The 22,682-nt window shown below is 45.9% G+C and carries 21 protein-coding genes; 13 read left to right on the plus strand and 8 right to left on the minus strand.

All coding sequences use genetic code 11. From position 1 onward, the window contains the following. Nucleotide 1: 1 nt before the first annotated feature. Both BMZ72_RS10650 and BMZ72_RS10655 read left to right on the plus strand, forming a co-directional pair. Nucleotides 2–838, plus strand: coding sequence for a UbiA family prenyltransferase (locus tag BMZ72_RS10650; protein WP_089808052.1), 837 nt, complete (start codon nt 2–4; stop codon nt 836–838). A gap of 64 nt (nt 839–902) precedes the next feature. Further along, nucleotides 903–2,003, plus strand: coding sequence for a M42 family metallopeptidase (locus BMZ72_RS10655; protein ID WP_089808054.1), 1,101 nt, complete (start codon nt 903–905; stop codon nt 2,001–2,003). 103 nt (nt 2,004–2,106) lie between these two features. Here BMZ72_RS10655 and aroQ read toward each other — a convergent pair whose 3' ends face one another. From aroQ to ytxJ, 3 genes are all read right to left on the minus strand, one after another. Continuing rightward, on the minus strand, nt 2,107–2,520 hold the full coding sequence (gene aroQ, locus BMZ72_RS10660; RefSeq protein WP_089808056.1) for a type II 3-dehydroquinate dehydratase: 414 nt from the start codon (nt 2,518–2,520) through the stop codon (nt 2,107–2,109). 174 nt (nt 2,521–2,694) lie between these two features. Then, complete coding sequence (locus BMZ72_RS10665) at nt 2,695–3,258, minus strand: UbiX family flavin prenyltransferase (protein WP_089808058.1); 564 nt, start codon at nt 3,256–3,258, stop codon at nt 2,695–2,697. Nucleotides 3,259–3,352: 94 nt separating this feature from the next. Further along, nucleotides 3,353–3,682: a bacillithiol system redox-active protein YtxJ gene (gene ytxJ, locus BMZ72_RS10670; RefSeq protein WP_089808060.1), complete on the minus strand. Its 330-nt coding sequence runs from the start codon at nt 3,680–3,682 to the stop codon at nt 3,353–3,355. 334 nt (nt 3,683–4,016) lie between these two features. Between ytxJ and BMZ72_RS10680 the strand changes: the two genes are divergently transcribed. The 8 genes from BMZ72_RS10680 to BMZ72_RS10715 all read left to right on the plus strand — a co-directional run bounded on the left by BMZ72_RS10680 (nt 4,017) and on the right by BMZ72_RS10715 (nt 13,622). Beyond that, a complete protein-coding gene (locus BMZ72_RS10680) occupies nt 4,017–5,369 on the plus strand; it encodes a UDP-N-acetylmuramate--L-alanine ligase (RefSeq protein WP_089808064.1) in 1,353 nt (450 codons plus the stop codon). Nucleotides 5,370–5,378: 9 nt separating this feature from the next. Further along, nucleotides 5,379–6,152: a 3'-5' exonuclease gene (locus BMZ72_RS10685; RefSeq protein ID WP_089808066.1), complete on the plus strand. Its 774-nt coding sequence runs from the start codon at nt 5,379–5,381 to the stop codon at nt 6,150–6,152. Nucleotides 6,153–6,221: 69 nt separating this feature from the next. After that, a complete protein-coding gene (locus BMZ72_RS10690) occupies nt 6,222–6,968 on the plus strand; it encodes a polyprenol monophosphomannose synthase (RefSeq protein ID WP_089808068.1) in 747 nt (248 codons plus the stop codon). 7 nt (nt 6,969–6,975) lie between these two features. Next, nucleotides 6,976–7,857, plus strand: a complete 882-nt coding sequence (locus tag BMZ72_RS10695; protein WP_089808070.1) for a DMT family transporter — start codon at nt 6,976–6,978, stop codon at nt 7,855–7,857. A gap of 60 nt (nt 7,858–7,917) precedes the next feature. Further along, a complete protein-coding gene (locus BMZ72_RS10700; RefSeq protein ID WP_255373174.1) occupies nt 7,918–10,686 on the plus strand; it encodes a S9 family peptidase in 2,769 nt (922 codons plus the stop codon). Nucleotides 10,687–11,333: 647 nt separating this feature from the next. Next, a complete protein-coding gene (locus tag BMZ72_RS10705) occupies nt 11,334–12,158 on the plus strand; it encodes a DUF6597 domain-containing transcriptional factor (RefSeq protein WP_089808073.1) in 825 nt (274 codons plus the stop codon). A gap of 90 nt (nt 12,159–12,248) precedes the next feature. Continuing rightward, on the plus strand, nt 12,249–12,764 hold the full coding sequence (locus tag BMZ72_RS10710; RefSeq protein ID WP_255373175.1) for a cupin domain-containing protein: 516 nt from the start codon (nt 12,249–12,251) through the stop codon (nt 12,762–12,764). A gap of 243 nt (nt 12,765–13,007) precedes the next feature. Further along, nucleotides 13,008–13,622 (plus strand): DUF4230 domain-containing protein, encoded by a 615-nt coding sequence (locus tag BMZ72_RS10715; protein WP_089808076.1) that lies wholly within the window; start codon nt 13,008–13,010, stop codon nt 13,620–13,622. A 179-nt stretch (nt 13,623–13,801) separates the two neighbouring features. On the opposite strand, the gene BMZ72_RS10720 is transcribed toward BMZ72_RS10715, so the two are convergent. Beyond that, the gene (locus BMZ72_RS10720; RefSeq protein ID WP_089808078.1) at nt 13,802–14,521 is read right to left on the minus strand and encodes an HAD family hydrolase; all 720 of its coding nucleotides are present in this window, start codon (nt 14,519–14,521) and stop codon (nt 13,802–13,804) included. 191 nt (nt 14,522–14,712) lie between these two features. Here BMZ72_RS10720 and BMZ72_RS10725 point away from each other — a divergent pair, with 191 nt between their 5' ends. After that, a complete protein-coding gene (locus tag BMZ72_RS10725; protein ID WP_012789999.1) occupies nt 14,713–15,039 on the plus strand; it encodes an RNA recognition motif domain-containing protein in 327 nt (108 codons plus the stop codon). 307 nt (nt 15,040–15,346) lie between these two features. On the opposite strand, the gene BMZ72_RS10730 is transcribed toward BMZ72_RS10725, so the two are convergent. The 4 genes from BMZ72_RS10730 to BMZ72_RS10745 form a co-directional block, all read right to left on the minus strand. Then, complete coding sequence (locus BMZ72_RS10730; RefSeq protein WP_089808079.1) at nt 15,347–16,783, minus strand: dihydrolipoamide acetyltransferase family protein; 1,437 nt, start codon at nt 16,781–16,783, stop codon at nt 15,347–15,349. A gap of 42 nt (nt 16,784–16,825) precedes the next feature. After that, the gene (locus BMZ72_RS10735; RefSeq protein WP_089808081.1) at nt 16,826–18,082 is read right to left on the minus strand and encodes a CinA family nicotinamide mononucleotide deamidase-related protein; all 1,257 of its coding nucleotides are present in this window, start codon (nt 18,080–18,082) and stop codon (nt 16,826–16,828) included. Between the two features lie 3 nt (nt 18,083–18,085). Next, a complete protein-coding gene (locus tag BMZ72_RS10740) occupies nt 18,086–18,505 on the minus strand; it encodes an acyl-CoA thioesterase (protein WP_089809778.1) in 420 nt (139 codons plus the stop codon). 89 nt (nt 18,506–18,594) lie between these two features. After that, nucleotides 18,595–19,008 carry a DoxX family protein gene (locus BMZ72_RS10745; protein WP_089809781.1) on the minus strand — a complete coding sequence of 138 codons (414 nt, stop codon included), beginning with the start codon at nt 19,006–19,008 and terminating at the stop codon, nt 18,595–18,597. 114 nt (nt 19,009–19,122) lie between these two features. On the opposite strand from BMZ72_RS10745, the gene BMZ72_RS36540 reads away from it, so the two are divergent. Next, nucleotides 19,123–19,260, plus strand: coding sequence for a hypothetical protein (locus BMZ72_RS36540; protein WP_177222752.1), 138 nt, complete (start codon nt 19,123–19,125; stop codon nt 19,258–19,260). A 338-nt stretch (nt 19,261–19,598) separates the two neighbouring features. After that, nucleotides 19,599–22,667 (plus strand): tetratricopeptide repeat protein, encoded by a 3,069-nt coding sequence (locus BMZ72_RS10750; RefSeq protein ID WP_089808083.1) that lies wholly within the window; start codon nt 19,599–19,601, stop codon nt 22,665–22,667. The last annotated feature ends 15 nt before the right edge of the window (nt 22,668–22,682 follow it).

The raw sequence follows: 22,682 nt of genomic DNA on the forward strand, positions 1-22,682 counted from the left end.
CATGCGCGGCCTGTTCAATTTTATTCTTTTCTCTTCCATCTACGTCGCCTGTATTGCCATCGTCATGATATGGCAGACCAATGCTCTTTTGCATGTACAGGACATCAACCGCGCCTATTACTTCTTTGTATTCTGCGCTACTATGTGCAGCTATAATTTTCACTGGTACCTTACGCCTGCCGATTACTCCACCTCTGAACGCATCCTGTGGGGTGCAAGACATAAAAGTTTACAGCTGGGCCTATGTGCGGCCGGCGCTATTGGCGCAATGTACGGCTTCTGGTTGCTGAAAGAACACTGGCTGGCACTTAGTGGCGCGGCCGTACTGACCTTCCTTTATTCAGCCCCTAAACTGCCACAGAAAGCTTTTGTGTGGCTGCGCAGGATCGCGATAGGGAAAACCATCTTCCTGACCACCGTATGGATCTATGTAACCACCGTAATGCCGGTGCTGATTGAGAAGATACCTTATTCACATGACCTGCTGTTATTTGCCTTACACCGTTTCTTCCTGGTATATGCGCTGTGCATGTTATTTGATTACAGAGACCTGGAATCTGATAAAAGGGAAGGTATCCGTTCACTCATTACCTGGCTGACTCCCCGCAACCTGAGAAGATTATATTTCACGTCATTGACCTTATCTGCCTTGTTTGCCCTGGCGCTGTACCCAATAGACAACTGGCTTTTGACTGCCGTGCTGCTGGCGCCGGTAGCGATAACAACGCTGATTACACGATACACCCTGAAAAACCGCTCTGATCATTATTATTATTTCGTGGTGGACGGCATGGTCATGTTGTCTTCCCTGATTCACTTTATCATTGCCAACATATAGCCGGTACCCGGATTGCTGTAAGCTGCCAAACACTTACTTTTGCAGCAATTAACATGTAACAGCAATGTCTAAAAAGCAAAAATCCATACTCAGCAAAGAGGCGCTTACGTTCCTGAGGAATTACCTCAATAATCCATCCCCTACCGGGTTTGAGAAAGAAGGACAGAAATTGTGGCTGGAATACCTGAAGCCATATATTGACGAGCAATATGTGGATGCTTATGGGTCGGCAGTCGGCATTATCAATCCCAAAGCCCCGTTTAAAGTGGTGATAGAGGCACATGCTGATGAGATCTCCTGGTTTGTCAATTACATTTCTCCTGAAGGTTTAATATACGTTATCCGCAATGGAGGCTCCGATCAGCAGATCGCGCCTTCCAAACGCGTACACATCCATACAGAAAAAGGCATCGTAAAAGCTGTGTTTGGCTGGCCGGCTATTCATACCCGCCTGCGTAGCACAGAGGGTAAAGACCCACAACCCAAAGTAGAAAACATCTTCCTGGATTGCGGCGCACGCAACCGTAAAGAGGTAGAGGACCTGGGTATACATGTAGGTTGTGTGGTGACCTTTGAAGATGGTTTCGAGGAACTGAACTACGATTACTTCATCTGCCGTGCACTGGACAACCGTATCGGTGGTTTTATGATCGCAGAAGTAGCGCGTATGCTGAAAGAGAAAAAGCAGAAGCTGCCATTCGGACTGTACATTGTCAACGCAGTACAGGAAGAAGTAGGATTACGTGGCGCCGAGATGATCGCTAAAAAGATCAAACCTGATGTAGCGATCATTACAGACGTTACACACGACAGTACAACACCGATGATCAACAAGAACATTGAAGGTGAAATCCGTTGTGGCGGTGGTCCAAGCATTACCTATGGTCCTGCGGTACACAACATCCTCCGTGATCTGATCATCGACACTGCTAAAAAGAACGATATTCCGTTCCAGCGTCATGCAGTAAGCCGCAGCACTGGTACAGATACGGATGCTTTTGCTTATTCCAATGATGGTACACCATCTGCCCTGATCAGTATTCCATTACGTTATATGCATACGACCGTGGAAATGATCAAGAGAGATGATATCGAAAACACCATCCAGCTGATCTACCAGACACTGTTGAATATCACACCAAAAACAAACTTCAAATACCTGTAAATCAACAGGATTTAAGGCATACTGAAGGACAGATAAAAAAGGGGGAGTACGCCACGACAGGCATACTCCCCCTTTCTATTTAAGCATATTTGTAATTATAAGATCAAAGGAAATAAGCAATGCCCAGTGCATAGCCTTTCATTCCCAGTCCGCAGATGCTACCTACACAAACAGGCGCGATCATGCTCTTATGGCGGAATTCTTCCCTTGCGTGAATATTACTGATGTGAATCTCCAGTACCGGCGTCTTAACAGCGGAAATCGCATCCCGCAGGGCCACAGAGGTATGTGTATAACCACCTGCGTTGAGCAGGATACCATCATAGGAGAAACCTGTTTCGTGCAGATGATTGATCATTTCACCTTCAATATTGCTCTGGAAATAAGTGAGCTGCACGTCGGGATACTGTGCTTTCAGCTTTTCAAAATAAGACTCGAAAGACTCATTTCCATAGATACCTGGCTCCCGCTTTCCCAGGAGATTTAAATTAGGTCCGTTGATAATCGCTATCTGCATATATTGATGATTCGTATTAATAAAATGCTGTTATTAACGCTTGCTGATGTCACAACCCATCCACAGCCATCCGTCACTCCGATCTTCATCGCATTCAAATTCCGGTTGACTGCTCCATTCGCTCCTATCTCCGCTGTATTCAATTCTTAATTCTTAATTCCTAATTTTTTACACCTACTCTCCTCCCCAGCGGAACGTCTGTTGCTCTATTCCCGCCAGGTCGAGCACCCGGTCTACGACAGTTGCTGCCACTTCCTCTATTGTCTTAGGCACGCTGTAAAATGAAGGCGTAGCCGGACAGATAATACCACCAGCTTCTGTTACCGCCAGCATATTCTTAATATGCATCAGATTATAAGGTGTTTCTCTGACAACGCAGATCAGCTTTCTTCTTTCCTTGAGCACTACATCCGCTGCACGGGTGATCAGGTCATTGGAGATCCCTGTGGCGATACGGCCCAGGGTACCCATGGAACAGGGACAGATGATCATGGTATCAAATCTGCCGGAACCAGAGGCAAAAGGCGCGTGGAAGTCCTGCTGTGTGTATGTTTTAAAAGGAAGTTGCCTGTAATCGTCTGTTCCCAGCTCTGTCTCCCAGACGGTACGGGCATTATTGGTCATCACCAGTGCTATCTGGTCGGTCTGTGCGGAAGCCGCCTGCAATTTATTCAGTAATTGCCGGGCGTAAATGGATCCGCTGGCTCCCGTAACCGCTACAACTATACGATGTTTCATTCTCTCAGCTTAATAGGATACAAAGCTAGGGCAAAAAAAATACCGGCCATCGGCCGGTACTAAATTCTTTGGAATAAATAGTGAAAATGCTTCCTTAATTTGAATGAGTCACAATTTCATCCATAGAGATGCCGCTGTGGCTTTCATCATACACGCATTCCCCGTTGCGGATCAGCAAAATCTGCGGTGATTCATGTTCAACATTAAAATCCGCTGCGATCCTGTTTGAAATGTCTCTGAATTTGATCAGATCCAGGTAGTAAAAGGAGATCGTTTCCGGCGCGGCAGCTCTTTCCAGTCTGGACTTAGCTACTGCACTGATTGAACAACGCGTGCTATGTTTGAAGATAACTACCGGTTTGGTTACTGATGATTCCTTTATTTCTGATAACTGCGTTTCTGTCGTAAGTGGTATCCAGTTCATTAACAATCCTTCACGTTTGCCCCGTGCGTCACTTTACCAATTTTCATCGGACAACCTAACTTATTCTGTGATGCACAAGAAGTTAAGAAAGCCGCAAAGATAAAGAAAAGGCAGGCGCCGACCAAAACTTTCAGATAAGATACTTGCATAAAGGGATGTTTAGTTGAATAATGAAATTTCATAGGGAATGGTGATATCACTTTTTTAATCGCCAATTTTTGACGTTACTTTGCAAATATAAAATTTATATTAAAGATTTTAGCTATAATATCATTCCTTTTTCCCTTAGACACATAAATATAACGATAAACGCAGGTAATCCGGTTAATATTATATGGCAAAAGTACATTTTATCGCTGTGGGTGGCAGTGTGATGCACCAGTTAGCAATCGCATTGAAAATCAAAGGTTACCAGGTAACCGGCAGTGATGACGAGATTTACGAGCCTGCGAAAGGCAATCTCTTACAGGCAGGCATTTTACCGGCATCGATGGGTTGGGATGAAAGCCGTATTACGGCAGACCTTGACGCCGTTATCCTCGGTATGCACGCCCGCGGAGACAACCCTGAACTGATCAAGGCGAAAGAGCTTGGATTGAAGATCTATTCCTTCCCCGAATATATCTACCAGGAAAGTCAGCAGAAGAACAGGGTAGTAGTGGGCGGCAGCCATGGTAAAACGACTACCACGGCGATGATCATGCACGTACTGCAACAGTCTGGTCAGGCATTTGACTACCTCGTAGGCGCCCGTCTGGCAGGTTTCCCACAGTCAGTGAATATTACTGATGCGCCCGTGATCGTTTGTGAAGGAGATGAATATCCGGCTTCTGTGATCGAAAAACGTCCGAAGTTTCACTTCCTGCACCCGCATATTGCGGTATTGACCGGCATCGCCTGGGATCACATCAACGTATTCCCAACATTTGAAAACTATCTTGAGCAGTTCGCCATTTTCCTCCGTACGATGAAAGCCGGCCATACGCTCATTTACAACAATACTGACCCGGAACTGGTGAAACTGGTAAAGGCTGAAGGTCTTCACCTGAAACTTGTTCCTTACGATATTCCTACACATCAGATCAGCAATGGTGTTACCACTGTTCACTTCGGCGATCAGCAGACCGACCTCGAAGTCTTTGGCGACCATAACCTGCTGAACATGCATGCTGCCCGTCTTGTTTGCAACGAACTGGGTATCAGCGATGAAGTGTTCCTGAAGGCAATCTCTACCTTTAAAGGCGCCGCTAAAAGACTGGAACTGGTGGGTAAAAATGATCATTGCGCCATCTACCGTGACTTTGCACATGCCCCTTCCAAGGTGAAAGCAACCATGAGCGCACTGCGTGACCAGTATCCGCAACGCAAACTGATCGGCGTACTGGAATTGCATACCTACAGTAGTCTGAATGCAGACTTCATGGTACAGTACCAGGGTTGTATGGACAAAGCCGATATACCGGTTGTGTTCTACAGCAAACACGCACTGGAGATCAAACGTATGCCGGAACTGATGCCCGATGTGGTAGCACAGGGCTTTGGCCGCGCAGACCTGCAGATCTTCACCAGCAGAGAGCATTTAACTGCATTCCTGGATAAACAGGAGTACAAAGATGCGAACCTGCTGATGATGAGTTCGGGTGATTATGAAGGATTGGACGTAAATTCGCTGAAAAAGTATCTATAAAAATTAGTCATGCCCTCTTTGCAACTTAAAAGGCCGCTGGCCGTAATTGATCTGGAGACGACCGGTACCAACGTGGCTACGGACCGTATTATTGAAATTGCTATTATCAAGGTGTTCCCTGACAAGTCTGTTCAGACAAAAGTCAAAAGGATACACCCAGGCATGCCTATTCCTCCGGCCTCCACTGCTATCCATGGTATCAGTGATGAGGATATTAAAGATTGTCCGACGTTCAAACAATGTGCGAATGAATTACGCCAGTACATGGAAAACTGTGACCTGGCCGGATATAATTCCAACCGTTTCGATATTCCCCTGCTGGTAGAAGAATTCCTCCGTGCAGGCCTCGATTTTGACACGAAAGACCGTAAGTTCATTGACGTACAGAAGATCTTCCACCTGATGGAGAAACGTACGCTGAGCGCCGCTTACAAGTTCTATTGCGATAAAGACCTGCTGAATGCGCACAGCGCAGAAGCAGACGCGCTTGCAACCTATGAGATCCTGGAAGCACAGTTAAGCCGTTATGAGCAGCTGCAGGCAGAAGTAGCACCACTGGCCGAATTCACCAAAGAAGACGACTACGTTGACTTTGCCAGAAGAATGGTTATACAGAATGGAGTGGAAATGTTCAATTTCGGTAAATATAAAGGCCGCGCAGTACGCGAAGTACTCAAAATTGAACCTCAATACTATGATTGGATGATGAAAGCTGATTTTCCGCTCAATACCAAGCAGAAACTCACAGAGATCTACCATAGTATGATGTTAAAAAAGATTTAATATTTGCAAAAACCATACTTTATCTGGGGTTTGTGCTAATTTCGCACTCCTAAAACAACATTTGCTAGATTGGAAAAGCTCGTCATAATTCCCACGTACAATGAGAAGGATAACATCCGTAACATCATTGACGCGGTTTTTGCCCTGCGACAAAACTTTCATATACTGATCGTGGACGACGGTTCGCCCGATGGCACCGGTAATATTGTTAGGAATTTGCAGCAGTCCCACTCCGGCGAATTATTCCTGGTAGAAAGAAGTGGCAAACAAGGCTTAGGCACCGCCTATATCCATGGCTTTAAATGGGCATTGGAAAAGGGATATCAGTACATTTTCGAAATGGACGCTGATTTCTCCCACAGTCCTGCTGACCTGAACAGGCTCTATGATGCCTGCGCAAAGGATGGTGGCGATGTGTCCGTAGGTTCTCGCTATGTAAAAGGTGGTAAAACCGAAAACTGGCCTTGGGACAGAGCTGTGCTCTCCTATGGCGCCTCTGTATACGTACGTTTTGTTACCTGGATAAGGGTAAAAGACGCTACTGCCGGCTTCGTCTGCTATAAAAGACAGGTATTGGAAGCCATTAACCTGGATGCGATCCGGTTCGTGGGCTATGCCTTTCAGATAGAAATGAAATTCACGGCCTGGAAGTTAGGCTTCAAGATCAAAGAAGTACCTATCACTTTCAAAGACCGTAAAGAAGGATATTCCAAAATGAGTAAGGGCATCATCAAAGAAGGTGTCCTGGGTGTACTCAAAATTCAATGGGAAAGCCTGTTCCGCAAGTATGAAAGACGCGTAAGAAATAGCGAATAAGCGGGCAATGAAAAAAGCACTGATACAATTACACCTGTCGGTATTTCTGGCAGGTTTTACGGGTATATTGGGTAAACTGATCACCCTGAATGAGGGAATGCTGGTCTGGTACAGACTACTCTTCACCATCATCACTTTATACATACTCTTCCGCTGGAGGGGTATGCTCACCAAACTGAATTTCAAACAGATCCTTCCGATCGGATTGACAGGTATGGTTGTCGTATTACACTGGTTGTTCTTTTATGCCAGTATCAAATACTCCAACGTATCTATTGCCGTGGTCTGCTTTGCGCTGACCAGCCTGTTCACCGCCCTCTTCGATCCACTGATCAACCGGGGCCGGCTGGATAAAACAGAGTTGCTGTTAAGCGGTATCACCCTGCTGGGCATCTTCATGATCTTCCATTTTGATACGCAATACCGTACTGCGATCATTCTCGGTATCATTTCCGCGATGTTTGCAGCGTTGTTCACCATCTTCAATAAACGCCTGATCGTCAAATACGATCCGCCTACCATCACCTTCTACGAGCTGACAGCCGGATTCATTGGTCTGACCATCCTGCTGCCTGCATACCTGTATTTCTTCCCTCAACCGCTCTCCCTGCCCTCTACGGCAGACCTGAGCTACCTGCTGATCCTGGCCTGGGCCTGTACCGTGGGTATGTATATGCTGATGATGAATGCACTCACAAAGATCTCTCCGTTTACAGTAAACCTCTCCTTTAATCTGGAGCCGGTATATAGTATCGTCATCGCTTTTATACTCTTTCACGAGAATAAACAGCTGACCTACGCATTTTATATCGGATTGGCCTGCATCGTTTTATCAGTCGCTTTACAAATGACGCGGGTCGCCCGCACCCTGAAGCATTCTCATGCCTGATTTTAACCGTCCATCCGGAAAAATCTACTCAATTATTGTGATTTTTCTATTTTAGTCAGTATGAAAAAACTCATGTGTGTAGCGGCTTTATCCGGCCTCTCCCTACTGACCTATGCGCAACAACCAGCGAAAAAGCCACTGGATCATTCTGTATACGATGGCTGGCAAAGTATTGGCAACAAAGCGATCAGTAATAACGGACAATGGATCGTGTATACAGTCACCCCACAGGAAGGTGACGCCTCTCTCTTCATTTACAATAACAAAACCAAACAACGCCTGGAAGTACCACGCGGCGCAAATCCCGTGATCACGGAAGACAGCCGCTATGCTATCTTCTCTATCAGGGCGCCTTTTGCAGTTACCAGACAGGCAAAGATCAAAAAGAAAAAGCCGTCTGAAATGCCGAAAGACTCCCTGGGTATTGTCACCCTCGGCAATAACAATGTCTATAAGGTACCCGCCGTACGCTCCTTCAAAACACCTGAAAAAGGTACCGGTGTACTGGCTTACCTGAAAGAGAAACCACAGGCAGATACCACCAGCGGACACCTCGTGATCTACTATCTGGATAAACAGACCGCAGACACGATCCGCAATGTACAGGACTATATCTTCAGCAAACCGGGCAACCGTCTGCTGGCAGAAGTTGTCACCGATAAAAAAGACTCACTCTCCCGTTCCGCCGTATTACTGTGGAATGTGGCCACACATAAAGCAGATACGATCAGCCGCGGAACCGCTTTACGTAAGCAGTTCACTTTTGATGAAAAAGGCGAACAGGCTGCCTGGTGCAGCTCGCGCGATAGCGTAAAAGCCCTGCAGCAATTCTATTCTCTGTATTACTACCGTACCGGACAGGATAGCGGCGTGATCACAGCAGATAAAACAAGCCGCTCCTTCCCTGCCAACTGGTCTGTAAGTCCGGATAGTAAGGTTTGGTTCAGCGAAAACGGTCAGCGTCTGTTCTTCGGAACAGCGCCGATACAGCCACCAAAAGATACCAACATCGTAGATTTCGAAGTGGCTAAAGTAGACATCTGGAACTATCAGGATGATTACCTGCAACCCATGCAGTTGAAAAACCTGGATAAGGACCTGAAAAAAAGCTATCAGGCAGTTTACTATCCTGGCACACAAAAGGTATTACAGCTGGCCGATAAGGATATGGAAAACATCCAGCTGGCGAACAGAGGTAATAGCCCTTACGCATTGGGATATACTGATAAAGGACAACGCGTGGCGATGCAATGGACAGGTCATTCTCTGAAGACCTCCTACCTCGTCAACCTGGAAAATGGTAACCGCAAAATGCTACAGGAGAACCTCGATAGCGTTAGCCGTATTTCTCCGGCAGGCCGTTATATCACCTGGTATAATCTGCAGCAGAAACAATGGTATGCGTACGAAACAAGTACCGGTACCACCCGCAACATCACGGAGAAAATACCGGTTTCTCTTGCTGAAGAAGATGACGATCATCCGGACATGCCTGGTCCATACGGAATGGCAGGATGGCTGGAAGATGATAAAGCAGTTTACATCTATGACCGTTTCGATATCTGGCAGGTAGATCCTTCCGGAAAAGCGGCACCACAACTGCTGACAGCAGGATATGGCCGCGAGCAGAAACTGCGTTTCCGTTATGTACAACTGAATAAAGAAGAGCGTTTCTTCACGCCAGGACAGGCACTGTTACTGGAAACCTTTAACGAGACTACCAAAGAAAACGGTTTCTATACGACGTTCAGCACGTTCAAAAAAGCGCCTGTAAAGCCTGCATTACTGGTGCTGGGACCTTACACCTTCGGCGATCCTGTAAAGGCAGAAAATGCGCCTGATTATATCTTCACAAAATCAAGCTATGTGCTGTCACCTGATCTGTATACCGGTACTTCCCTGGCGAAGGCAGAACAGATCAGTCATATCAATCCGCAACAGCAGGAATACAACTGGGGAACCGCTGAACTGTTCAAATGGACAGCCTACAACGGCAAACCGGCAGAAGGTATTCTCTACAAACCGGAAAACTTCGACAGCACAAAGAAATACCCTGTACTGTTGTATTTCTATGAGAAATTATCCGATGGATTATACAGCTACAACCCACCAGCTCCTACTCCATCAAGATTAAACATCTCTTTCTTTGTAAGCCGTGGCTACCTGGTGCTGGCACCGGATGTGACCTATGAAAATGGTCACCCGGGTCAGGGCGCTTATGACTATATCGTCAGTGGTGCAAGAGCAGTGGCGGCACATCCATGGGCGGACAGTCTGAACATGGGTATTCAGGGACAGAGCTGGGGCGGTTACCAGGTGGCTTACCTGATCACCCGTACGTCTTTATTCAAAGCAGCATGGGCAGGCGCACCGGTAGCAAATATGACCAGTGCTTATGGCGGGATCCGCTGGGAAAGCGGTATGAACCGTCAATTCCAGTATGAGCGTTCCCAGAGTCGTATTGGTGCGACATTGTGGGAAAAACCAGAATTGTATGTTGAGAACTCACCTTTGTTCCATCTGCCAAAAGTAACAACGCCGCTGGCGATCATGAGTAACGATGCGGATGGTGCAGTGCCCTGGTATCAGGGTATCGAACTGTTCACCGGTCTGCGCAGACTGGGCAAACAGGTATGGATGCTAAACTACAACAATGAAGCACACAACCTGATACAGCGTCAGAACAGAAAGGATATTCAACGCCGTGAGCAGCAGTTCTTTGATCACTTCCTGAAAAATGCACCTGCACCAGAATGGATGCAGACGGGTGTACCGGCGACAGAGAAAGGCAGGAACTGGGGTTGGGAAACCGGCACAAATGCGCAATAATTAAGTGAATTGAAATATTGGGAGAGCCGGTCTGATGACCGGCTCTTTTATTTTGAGAAAGCGAGTGCCCATTGATTAACCAACTTCTCCTCAACGGGCGCCACCTGTTAATTTCCCCGGAGCGTCACTGTCCAACACCACTTTCCGCATAATCAATTGATTATCTCAAATTTACAAGCCTTCTTCGTTCAAAACAGCTCTTAAGCACTCATTTATAATCAGTTATCGTTGCTTGTTACGCTTTGCAACGAAGGTATGCCGTTACTACGCCGTTACCTGTCCGTTCATGAACGTAGAGATAACGGCGTAATTAAGGTGTAATGACGGTGTACATCGAAGCAACGGGCAACGTTAACACAGATCTTTTATCCGCAATTAATAATATGATATTCCTGAACGGTCTCCTGTTTTCCCTCAAACACTACTTATTCCAGCTATATCATTTCCTCCGTCCCGGTACCCCGAAAACCGCCCTGAAACATGACTTATAAAGGCTTTTATCCAATTTATCTGCCGCAATTGACTGTCTTTCAATCTACTCAAATTAATTTTTTTTATATACTTATAAACGACTAAGTTTGTATTGATAATTGAAGACCTAGCCGACATTGTGAATGTGACGATCTGATAACCTTATACATGTTCCTATGAATTTCCGTATCTACCAACCGGCAACTTCGCTGGCACCCTATGTTAAGCAGTATTATCATTTACAGAGCGCGAATTCCGGACTTATTAATCTGCCGCAGAATCTTTTTTCTCTTGGAGACCTCTATATGGTATTCCTGCAGGAAGGAGAAGTAATTTTCCAGCCAACACAACATGCATCCTTTACATTGCCTGAGGCATCTGTAGTAGGACACTTTACCTGTCATCATCAGATCATGGTGAAAGGACCGGTAAAAATGACAGTGATACAGCTGAATGCATATGGTTGTTATAAACTGGCAGGACTGGATATGTCCTCTTTCAACAACTACTTCCGCGATCTGCTGAAGCAGGACCGTGAATGCTGGAAAGACCTGGCCGGAACGATTGCTGCACACAACGACATTACTACCCTGGATGCAGTACTGAACAATGCGTTTACCAACATGATGTGTGGACAATCACACAACCTGAAGCAGGTAGATGAGATTGCAGACTACATACTAAGCACACAGGGATACACGAATATTGAGTGGTTGACGAAGAAATTCAAACTTTCCCGTCACACTATGGAGCGTAAGTTCATGGAGGTGATTGGTCTGACGCCGCAGTTATATGCCCGTATGCTGCGTTTCAGAGATGCGATGCGTCACATGCAGCGGATGAATGTGGAAGAGTGGCAGACGTTTATCACAAATAACGATTATTACAGCCAGGCTTTATTTATACAAGACTTCCTCTTCTTCAAAGGAGAAGTGCCGGTACTGAATCAGGAGACAGCTATCGCACAAATGCCGGTAGCACGCCCAGTAGCCGTGGCCTAAGATTTTCTGACTAAAAAAATGAAAAATAAGAAAGCCGCCTCGTTCACGGGACGGCTTTTTCATTTCGCGCTATTTTCTTTCTTTTGTGATATGCAAAACCCAAGACACAATGCCGCCTATTGGCGCGAACATCTCAACTTACAGTCACATGTAGAAGGTGGCGCTTTCAGGGAAACCTACCGTTCTTCATGGGAGTTTAAACAAGCGGTATTGCCGCCGGCAATGAAAGGCGACCGGAGTGCGTCGACCGGCATTTATTTCCTGCTGGAAGAAGGTGAGTTTTCTGCTTTTCACCGTATTGCAGCTGATGAAATGTGGCATTTCTACGATGGCCATTCCCTGGCGATCTATGACATTGATCCTTCAGGAGCGCTGACAGTACACAAACTAGGTCTCAATATTGAGGATGGCGAACAGCCCCAGCTCGTGATAAAAGCCGGTCACTGGTTTGCTTCAAGGGTAGAAGTACCCGGTGGATTTGCACTGGTAGGTTGTACAGTGGCGCCCGGATTCGACTTTGCGGATTTCGAACTGGCCACCAAAGACAATCTGCGGGCCGTATATCCTCAGCATGCGGGACTGATCGCCTCACTGGTACACGGCTGACATATACCGACTGACTGATATCAGTTGGCAATTATCCGGCATATATATTATATTCGCTGTGGTCGTCAGCTATTACTGTATGAGTTACAACTTATATGCAAAGGGCACAACACTGAAACACAAGATCTGACTGGGCCATGGCCTGTGGTTTGCAGCCCGTCAAATACATTACTAACTAAAACATTGTCTCTACAGGCGATGATCCATGAAGGATGATCGTCTGCAGCAACTATCTCTTCCGTTATGAAAAGATTTTTTCGTTTAGTTTTTTTCATTGCTATCGCTGTTCTCCTGTTCTGGTTGGGTAAACAATTCGGCAGCAAAAGTGTGAGTCAGAGTATCCTTTCTAATAGTCAGATCGTGCGGGAGATCGCGGAACTGGCGAGTCTGGAGGTACAGGGGAATGCATCGATCAAACGTAGTAATATCACTGATGATGGAGAATGGACGACCAATCTGAAGAAGGCTTTTATGGAGAATACGATCTGGGTGTCTGTTCCATATACAGGCAAATATGGCATCAATGTGGACGAGAAGAGTTTTAAAGTAACTGTTTCTGATAAGAAGATCACGATCAATATTCCCCAGCCGAAACTGCTTAGTTACGAACTGAAAGTAGATAAAATGGAGACCTCCAACCGTAAAGGCTGGCTCCTCTTCCAGGACGATGAAACCTATACAGATGTACAGCGTAAACTGTACCAGACTTCCCGCGAGCAGCTGGAAAACAATCAGCTGTATATCAATCAATCCAAAGAAAAGCTGACAAAAATTATCAGGCAATACTACCAACCTTTCCTGCAGGATCATGAGCTGGAAGTGATTTTTGGGAATAGTGCGCCGGTATTGCTGAACTAAGAAAGAACGGAGTTATACCATGCAGATGTCGCCAGCCCGCATTTGCTTTGATGCGTTTTATAAGAAGACGCTTCAGAAAACACAAGACCCAGACCTTTAAATTGAAGGCCCTTTCGGTGACAATATACCTGAATTACTTACCTGACAAAGTTCCTGATCTTCTCCCGACCGTCTCTTCATCAGGCAGCATTTGTCGCAATGTACTTCACCAGAGAACGCTTGGCGATAGGCAGCAAAGTCTCATTTACAGGGAATACCAGGTTGGTTTCAATACGGTACACCGCCGGATTCGGCAGTTTTTTATACTGACGGATCAATGTTGTTTTAATATGTTCACAGGTATGCACAAGATCCTTTGAAAAGGTATCCAGGTAATGCGTATGGATACCTCGGTATTTTTCATCATGTCTTTCAAAAATACTGAGGCGGTATTCATACACGACTATATCCCTGTATCGGCCATCACAAAGGAAAAGATAGCCCTCCTGTGTGTCCAGCGGGATCAGTCCGACCGGTGAAATATTCAGACTTCCCTCTACAAATTCATAGATTTCAGTCCCTTCCCGGATGGCGCCATTCATTTTTTTTATGGCGTACTGAATAATATTTTCCAGTTCCTTCATCAGTTCATCGTCCGAAACCATCTGTTCATAAAGCAATTGCAGTCGCTCCATATTGATGGCTGTCAGGCGTTTAGGGAACTGTTGTTGCAGGAATTGTTTATTTTCCTTGAAGGCTACCAGGTTGTTGTAATGGAAAATAACATCTGAAAGCTGGGGATACAGCTTATTTTCATTAAAATAGCGGGTTATTTGTTGCAGATAGGCTAATAAAGTATACTTTTTCTGCTCAAAATCGATATAACCGTCCGCAAACCACGTCTCGCTCAGGCTACTCATACCAAATTAATTTAATGGATTATACCTATTAATTTACAAAAAAATGGGCAAGTATCCATAAAATGGGAGCGGTAATTCTGGTCTGTGTTACCGGTATGTTTTGTTTATGAAATTATTTCCGGATGCGATGTTTTTATTGAACTTATTTCTTTATCTTCAATATTATTTTTCATTTTTTTAATTTTTTAGTCATGAACATTTACGTAGCCAACCTGCACTACAGGTTGAACGATGCAGACCTTCACCAGATATTCAGCGAATTTGGCGAGGTTACTTCTGCTAAAATTATCAAGGACCACGAGACTGGCCGTTCACGCGGTTTCGGATTCGTGGAAATGCCCAACCAGGAAGAAGGTAGCAAGGCTATGGATAGTTTGAACGGTACTGAAATCGAAGGCAAACAATTGATGGTAAACGAAGCAAGACCTAAACAACCGAATAATAACTCAAGAGGTGGTGGATTTAATCGCGGTGGAAGCGGTGGATACGGCGGCGGCGGCGGCCGTGGTCGTTATTAATTCTGTTGGCCCAAGCTTATCACGGTCAAGAAATTGAAGAGAGCTCCTTTATGGAGCTCTCTTTATTTATATATATCATTAGAGATTATTCCTGGTATAATGGAGGTTTCCAGAGATAACCAAGGCGAAAATCACTATTTATTCCATAAATAACCTTCTTCACAATTAACACCTTGAAAAAAGTTAATTATTTAAACAAAAAGCGCCTGAACCATACGTCCAGACGCTTTTTTAACTTTGAATATCATATCTGAAAAAGTATTAAGAATCAAGCTTCCTGATTCTTAACTCCTGATTCTTCATTGTATTAATACTCTCTTTCAGGATTGAAATGCTCCAGCTCATGTGCCACGGCACTCAGGAAAGTAGATCCCAATGCGCCATCTACGATACGGTGATCGTAAGACATGGACAGGTACATCATATGACGGATCGCGATGGTATCACCGTGTGGTGTCTCAATCACTACCGGACGCTTCTTAATAGCACCTACCGCCAGGATGGCTACCTGTGGCTGGTTGATGATCGGCGTTCCTGCGAGGCTACCAAAGGAACCGACGTTGGTCAGCGTAATGGTACCGTTCTGTGTATCATCTGGTTTCAGTTTGTTCTGACGGGCAGCATTTGCGAGATGATTTACCTGACGGGTTAAACCTACCAGGTTCAGCATGTCTGCATTGCGGATCACCGGAACAATCAGGTTACCTGATGGTAATGCTGTAGCCATACCGACATTAATATCTCTTTTCAGAATGATCTTATCACCATCCAGAGAACTGTTCAGCAATGGATACTTTTTGATACATCTTACCAGCGCTTCGATAAAGAGCGGCGTAAAAGTGATCTTCTCTCCTTCTCTTTTTTCGAACTCTTTCTTAATCTGATCACGCCATTTTACCATGTTGGTCACGTCTGCTTCTGCAAAGCTGGTTACGTGCGGACTGGTATGTTTACTGCGTACCATATGCTCTGCGATCAGCTTACGCATACGGTCCATTTCAATGATTTCCACAGTACCAGTGTAGCTACCCATGCTTATAGGAGCGGCGGGAGGTTGTTGTGTTGCCTGTGGAGTAGTCACTCCATTGTTGCTGACTGGCATTGCAGTCGGAACAGTGGTAACAGGCGTCGTAGCTGCCGGACGGCTTACAGGCTGTTCTACCGGAGCAGCAGTTTCCTGTTGTTGAACAGGTGCAGCAGCAGCGGCAGGAACATGTCCTTTACTCTTCGCTTCTACGAAGTTTAAGATATCTTTCTTGGTCACACGGCCTTCATTGCCGGTGCCTGGTATTTTTTCCAATTCGGCGAAACTGATGCCTTCCTGTTGTGCAATTGTCAGCACCAGCGGCGAATAAAAACGGGCGCCGCTCGTCACAAACTGCGCTTCGTAAGGTGCACTGGCAGGTTCATTTGTTACAACATTCACTTCTTCACTTGCGGCAGCAGGCGTGGATTGTGCAGCCGGTGGCGCTACCGGAGCTGCAGTTGCAAAGCCGGCATCAGCAGTAGTATTGATACGTGCGATGACAGTACCTACCGGTACGACGTCATTTTCTGCGTAGAGTATCTCGGTAATCTCCCCGTCGGCAATAGAAGGTACTTCGCTATCCACCTTATCCGTTGCAATTTCAAGCACGGTTTCATCAGCTCTTACCTGATCTCCCGGCTTCTTATGCCAACGTAATATGGTGGCTTCCATAATACTTTCCCCCATTTTGGGCATTACCAGTTCTACAATGGCCATAAAATTGTGTTTAGCTTTTAGGTACGGAAACAAAAGTAAGGTTTATACTATCAACTTCCTCAATTCATTCATCGCATAAGTTGCTGTTATTTGTATGTTACTCAACCGGTCGTAACGCAAGTGGAACTTCATTGTTACCAGTTCTTTCGTACTACCAACTGCTATCCATACGGTGCCCACAGGTTTCTCCGGGGTCCCGCCGTCGGGTCCCATAATGCCTGACACGGCTATAATATAGTCTGTTTTCAGCTGCGCCAGCGCCCCTTTTGCCATCTCCTGCACTACCGCCTCACTCACTGCACCATTGGCCTGCAGCGTTTCTGGCTTTACATTCAGCAGACTGCTTTTAATTTCATTCGCATAACTCACAATACTGCCTTTATACCAGGCAGAACTTCCCGGCACCAGTGTAATATTATGGGCAATAAAGCCACCGGTACAGCTTTCGGCCGTGCCTACCGTCTTACCTTTTTCCTTCAACAGGGTACCCAATACCTCTGCCATCGGCAGATCCTGGTCATATACTGTGATATCCGCCAGTATCTCTTTCATCTGGTGAAAATAGATAGACAACGCAGCCGCAGTAGAGAGTTTATCAGGACCGGAAGCCGTCAGTCGCAGCTTCAGCAGCCCATAGGACGGCAGATATGCCAGTTTGATATGTGGTGGAAGCGCGGACTCAAAATGCACCAGTCGCTCTGCCACAAAAGATTCTCCCATACCGGATGTCAGTAAGGTCTGATGTACAACGGCAGGCGTCTGAAAATACTCCTGCAGACGTGCCAGGACATGGTCTGTCATCAGTCCCTTCATTTCATGAGGAACACCGGGCATAGAAACATAAATCTTTCCATCTCTCTCAAACCACATCCCCGGCGCAGTACCCCTGGTATTGTGCAACACGGTGGCTACGTCAGGAACAAGTGCCTGATCTTCATTCCGTTTGAGGGCTGGCAATCCCCTGCTTTCAAAAAATTCCATGACCTGGCGGTAAGTAGTTTCATCTCTTACCAGTGTTCCGCCAAAATATTCACATAAAACGGGTTTGGTAATATCATCCGCCGTAGGACCCAGTCCTCCCGTGATCAACACGATATCAGACACCGCCCCTTCTTCCTCCAATGCATCCAGGATCGCCTCTCTTACATCTCCGATGGCTACACGGCGGTGTACCCATATACCCATCGCATTCAGCTGCTGCGCTATCCAGGCAGAATTCGTATCTATCGTTTGTCCTATCAGTAGTTCATCTCCGATCGTGATGATGGTAGCTACTACCTTATCCGCTTGTATTGTCATGATTTACAGGCTTTTCTCAAAAAAAGGAGCCAGGCGTTCCATCATAACGGGAGGCATTCCATAACGCTGTTTGGTATCTGCATGCAGGAATACCAGGGTGGTCACGCCTACGTTCAATAATTCGCCTTTCTCATTATATAATTCAGTATGGAACCGGATCTTATGATCGACCGGCAGTTCCTTCAATATAGTCTTCACGGTTATAAGATCATCATAGTAAGCCGGACGAAGGTACTTGGAATTCAGTTCGGCTACCGGCATGATGATGCCCTGTTTTTCCAGTTCCGCATAGGTAAAACCCAGCGTCCGGATGGCTTCCGCACGTCCTACCTCATAGTACAATGCGTAATTGCCGTAATAAAGGTATCCCATCTGGTCTGTTTCTCCATATCGTACGCGAATCTGTGTCGTCTGTGTAAACATAATATACTGCTTGATAAAAACCCGATGCAGAACGCTTACCGCAAAATACATTCCGTGTTTCCCGGCAGGCGTTCTGTCAGGTGCTAAGTTTATTTTCCTTTTCCAAATACATGATCCAGGCTGAATTTACCAGGACCGGCAAACAATATAGCGATGAACGCTGCCAGGAACAGAATAGCCATTTCATTTTCATTCAATGGCGCTCCTTTCTTTACCATAAATATCACCACTCCCATACAGATCACCAGCGGTATTGCCGCCAGGCGTGTCAGCAATCCTACCACGATCAATGCAGCGCAAAGCGCTTCTGCAAAGACAGTCAGTGACATCGATACGGCATGTCCAACATGCAATGGGTCGGGAAAACCGTCCTTTTTAGCTGAAAAAGTATTCAGTTTTGCCCATCCGTGTGTGAACATCATACCGCCGGATACCACCCGTAATACCAGCATGGCAAAGCTAACGGCGCCGGCGTTCACACGCGAAGTAAATAGTTTACTCATAAAGAAATCTGGTTTTACCTGTAAAATGTTCATTACCATCGTTTGTCACCGAGGCATTTTCAGGTATATTAGAAAATCTGGTTTCCCCTTCAGGTCATAGAATGCGCCAAAAATATGATTAATAATAAACAATTAAAAGGCTATCAGGCGCAGGCAGCATTAAGCTTTCCTTTCCCGGATGCAGGTCCCGGAGCCCCGACAGGACTCACTACCACCTTAAATGGGTCCCTGCAGTCAATGGAAATGAGGTAGCTGACGGTGGCAAGTAATATAAGCAGGGATTATCCACATACATGTGCATATCTTCCTGTTTTCCCCGTCTCTTTGTCTAAGTTGGTTTAATTCTTGCAAGTCAACACCTTAATTCAGGATCAGGGCAAACAGTATCAGAGACAGGTTCCGCGTATCAGGTGCCGGCCATCCGGTTCCCGCCATCTAAGACAGACGGTGTATAGCTTAATTAAATCCAATAGCTATATTTGTTGCTGTTTTTGTCTCCCTCAAACAATATTTTATTGATCCTGAACAGAAATAATTTCTGCGCGGGGTTCGTTTTAAACGCATAATTTAAGTTATAACAGGTTAAAAGCATGCAATTCATAAGAAAGTTTCTTGTTTCCGGACATTGGTACTTATTCCTGGCCTCTTTCTGTATACTGGCTGCACCTGCGGCGAAAGCACAGCAAACGCGCGTATATACAGAGCCGGATAAAGTTTTCAAGGACGCCCAGCAACTTTTCCAGCAGGAAAAATACGCCGTGGCCATGCAATTGTTCCGTCAAACGATCGATAACATTGGCTATTTCCAGGAGACAAGCCGTAGTCTCGTAAAGACAGACGCCCAGTATTATTACACCGTCTGTGCACTGAAACTCGGTCAGGCCAATGGCGAAAAACTGGCACTGGACTTCCTCGCCAACTACAACAACAATGCAAGGGAGCAGCTGGTCAGCTACCAGCTGGCGAAGTACTACTTCCATCAGAATAAGCTCAAGGAAGCCATTCCGCTGTACGAAAAAGCCAATATCGAGAACCTTTCCAACGCCGAAATCGCAGAAGCAAAGTTTGAACTGGCTTATTGCTATTTCAACGTAAAAGACTTCCAGAAGGCACAACCACTGTTCGGCTCCATCAAGGAAGTACAGGGTAAATACTACATGCCGGCCAACTATTACTACGGTTTCATCGCTTACTACAACCGTCAGTATAACGAAGCCCTCACCAGCTTCCAGCGCGTGGTAAATGAACCTAAATACAGCGCCATCGTTCCTTACTATATCGCTGAGATCTATTATTTCCAGAATAAGAAAGATCAGCTGATCAGCTACGGAGAACCGCTTGTTAAGAAAGGCGGACTGTATTACGAAGCCGAACTGAAACAGTTGCTGGGGCAGACTTATTTCGAAAGAAAAGAATACCAGAAAGCATTGCCTTATCTGCAGGAATTCAATGACAATGCAGAAGAGGTAAGAAAAGAAGATATCTATCAGCTGTCTTACAGCTACTACCAGACAGGCAACTTCAGCAAAGCAATCAACGGTTTCAAACAACTAAGCAGCGAAAAAGACTCCCTGGGACAAAACTCCATGTACCTGCTGGGTGACTGTTATCTGCGCACCAACCAGAAAGCCAATGCACGTAACGCATTCGCCTTCTGTGCACGCAACAGCGCTAATCCACAGCAACAGGAAATTTCCCGCTTCAACTACGGTAAACTGTCCTACGAACTGGGTTATCAGGATGCCGCTGTATCTGAACTGACCAGCTTTGTCAATACCTATCCGCGTTCTGCTTACACCAAAGAAGCCCGCGAAATACTGGTAAATCTCTTTGCGAATACCAACAACTATAACGACGCATTGACCATCATCGAGGCAATGCCGGAGAAATCTCCTGCTGTACTGAAAGCTTACCAGAAAGTAGCTTACGGTCGTGCTACAGAGGTGATCAATGACCAGCAACTGGCAGAAGCTGACCGTCTGCTGGACATTTCCCTGAAAAATCCTTACGATAAAAATCTTGTGCAGCTGGCGCATTTCTGGAAAGCGGAAATTTCCATGCGACAGAACAAAACACAGGATGCCATCAGTCACCTGAATACTTATCTGACCGGCGCTGTGCCTTCTTCCGGTGAAGCCAATGCACAGACGGCCAGCTACAATATGGGTTATGCACTGTTGAAAGCTGAAGATTATACCCGCGCTTTACAGCACTTTGAAGCGGCACAACGCACTACCGGACCAAACGCTGCACGTATCACCACAGATGCTGCTCTCCGTAGTGCTGACTGTTACTACATGCTGAAAGACTATCCGAAAGCAATGGCGTTATATGAGAAGATCATCGCCAACAATCAGCCAGGTTCCGACTATGCTACCTATCAGAAAAGTATCATTCTGGGTATCCAGGGTAAGACCAATGAAAAAGTGGCCCTGCTGAAACAACTGGGTAACAAATTCCCGAGCTCAGGTTTTGGTAATGATGCTGATCTGGAGATCGCGAATACTTATCTGGCAGAAGAGAAATACAACGAAGCAATCCCTTACCTGGAAAACGTATTGCAGAAACAACCTAATGGTCCGAATGCACCACGTGCATTGCTGAAACTGGGTCTCTGCTACTTCAATAAAGACAATGATGAGAAGGCACTCTCCTACTATCGTCAGGTAATTGAAAAATATCCAAACTCTCCTGAAGCCAATGCCGCACTGACTGCTGTAAAAGATATCTATGTAGGTCAGGGTAAAACCGATGCTTATATCGCATTGCTGAAAGCATCCGGACAAACCATCACCGCTTCTGCTGAAGACTCCCTGAGCTATGCAGCCGCTGAATCCAAATTCAGCAATGGCGACTGTGCTGGTGCAATTCCCGCATTCAACAGCTACCTGCAACGCTTCCCTAACGGAGCATTTGTACTGCCTGCGAACTTCTACAAATCAGAGTGTGCGTATAACAACAAAGATTATACAGCCGCATTACCTGGTTATGAGTTCGTACTGACCAAGAACAACAGTCTGTATGCAGAACGTGCTGCGTTACAGGCCGCGAATATCAACTTCTATCAGGTGAAGAACTATGAAAAGTCCCGCACTTACTATCTGCAGCTCCAGGACCTTTCCACCACCAAAGAAAACACCTTCGCCGCTACCCGTGGTCTGCTGCGCAGCAACTATCAGCTGAAACACTGGGATGAGGTGAACAGTTATGCAGAGATCCTGCTCTCCAGCAGCAACATCAGTACAGATGACCAGATCGTAGGTCATGCTTACCTGGGCCGCGCTGAACAGGAAGGTGGTAACTACGATGAAGCGATCAAAGAATACAAAATAGCAGCCGGTCTGACGAAGTCAGAAATTGGTGCTGAAGCCCGCTATAACATTGCTTACTGTCTGTTACAGAAGAATGATCTGGCAGGTGCTGAAAAAGCAGGTTTTGATGTAATAAAGAATACGCCTGGTTATGAAATGTGGGTTGCAAAATCCTACATCCTGCTGGGTGATGTATACCACCGCCAGAAAGACTATTTCAATTCAAAAGCTACCTTCCAGAGTATTGCAGAGAATTGTCAGATCCCTGAGCTGAAACAGGAAGCGAAAGATAAACTGGCGAAAGTAGAAGCAGACGAAAAAGCTGCCTCTAAAATTAAATCCAAGTAAATAATTCCGAATTAC

It is taken from the genome of Chitinophaga sp. YR627 (assembly GCF_900114995.1).
Taxonomy (GTDB): Bacteria; Bacteroidota; Bacteroidia; order Chitinophagales; family Chitinophagaceae; genus Chitinophaga.

Excerpts from the sequence above, each read along its gene's own strand:
- BMZ72_RS10730 (WP_089808079.1), bottom strand. The coding sequence starts at position 16,783 with ATGGCCATTGTAGAACTGGTAATGCCCAAAATGGGGGAAAGTATTATG.
- BMZ72_RS10740 (WP_089809778.1), bottom strand. The coding sequence starts at position 18,505 with ATGTTTACACAGACGACACAGATTCGCGTACGATATGGAGAAACAGAC.
- BMZ72_RS10680 (WP_089808064.1), top strand. The coding sequence starts at position 4,017 with ATGGCAAAAGTACATTTTATCGCTGTGGGTGGCAGTGTGATGCACCAG.
- BMZ72_RS10695 (WP_089808070.1), top strand. The coding sequence starts at position 6,976 with ATGAAAAAAGCACTGATACAATTACACCTGTCGGTATTTCTGGCAGGT.
- BMZ72_RS36540 (WP_177222752.1), top strand. The coding sequence starts at position 19,123 with ATGATTAATAATAAACAATTAAAAGGCTATCAGGCGCAGGCAGCATTA.
- BMZ72_RS10715 (WP_089808076.1), top strand. The coding sequence starts at position 13,008 with ATGAAAAGATTTTTTCGTTTAGTTTTTTTCATTGCTATCGCTGTTCTC.
- BMZ72_RS10650 (WP_089808052.1), top strand. The coding sequence starts at position 2 with ATGCGCGGCCTGTTCAATTTTATTCTTTTCTCTTCCATCTACGTCGCC.
- ytxJ (WP_089808060.1), bottom strand. The coding sequence starts at position 3,682 with ATGAACTGGATACCACTTACGACAGAAACGCAGTTATCAGAAATAAAG.
- BMZ72_RS10710 (WP_255373175.1), top strand. The coding sequence starts at position 12,249 with ATGCAAAACCCAAGACACAATGCCGCCTATTGGCGCGAACATCTCAAC.
- BMZ72_RS10665 (WP_089808058.1), bottom strand. The coding sequence starts at position 3,258 with ATGAAACATCGTATAGTTGTAGCGGTTACGGGAGCCAGCGGATCCATT.
- BMZ72_RS10685 (WP_089808066.1), top strand. The coding sequence starts at position 5,379 with ATGCCCTCTTTGCAACTTAAAAGGCCGCTGGCCGTAATTGATCTGGAG.
- BMZ72_RS10655 (WP_089808054.1), top strand. The coding sequence starts at position 903 with ATGTCTAAAAAGCAAAAATCCATACTCAGCAAAGAGGCGCTTACGTTC.
- BMZ72_RS10720 (WP_089808078.1), bottom strand. The coding sequence starts at position 14,521 with ATGAGTAGCCTGAGCGAGACGTGGTTTGCGGACGGTTATATCGATTTT.
- BMZ72_RS10745 (WP_089809781.1), bottom strand. The coding sequence starts at position 19,008 with ATGAGTAAACTATTTACTTCGCGTGTGAACGCCGGCGCCGTTAGCTTT.
- BMZ72_RS10750 (WP_089808083.1), top strand. The coding sequence starts at position 19,599 with ATGCAATTCATAAGAAAGTTTCTTGTTTCCGGACATTGGTACTTATTC.
- BMZ72_RS10705 (WP_089808073.1), top strand. The coding sequence starts at position 11,334 with ATGAATTTCCGTATCTACCAACCGGCAACTTCGCTGGCACCCTATGTT.
- BMZ72_RS10700 (WP_255373174.1), top strand. The coding sequence starts at position 7,918 with ATGAAAAAACTCATGTGTGTAGCGGCTTTATCCGGCCTCTCCCTACTG.
- aroQ (WP_089808056.1), bottom strand. The coding sequence starts at position 2,520 with ATGCAGATAGCGATTATCAACGGACCTAATTTAAATCTCCTGGGAAAG.
- BMZ72_RS10735 (WP_089808081.1), bottom strand. The coding sequence starts at position 18,082 with ATGACAATACAAGCGGATAAGGTAGTAGCTACCATCATCACGATCGGA.
- BMZ72_RS10725 (WP_012789999.1), top strand. The coding sequence starts at position 14,713 with ATGAACATTTACGTAGCCAACCTGCACTACAGGTTGAACGATGCAGAC.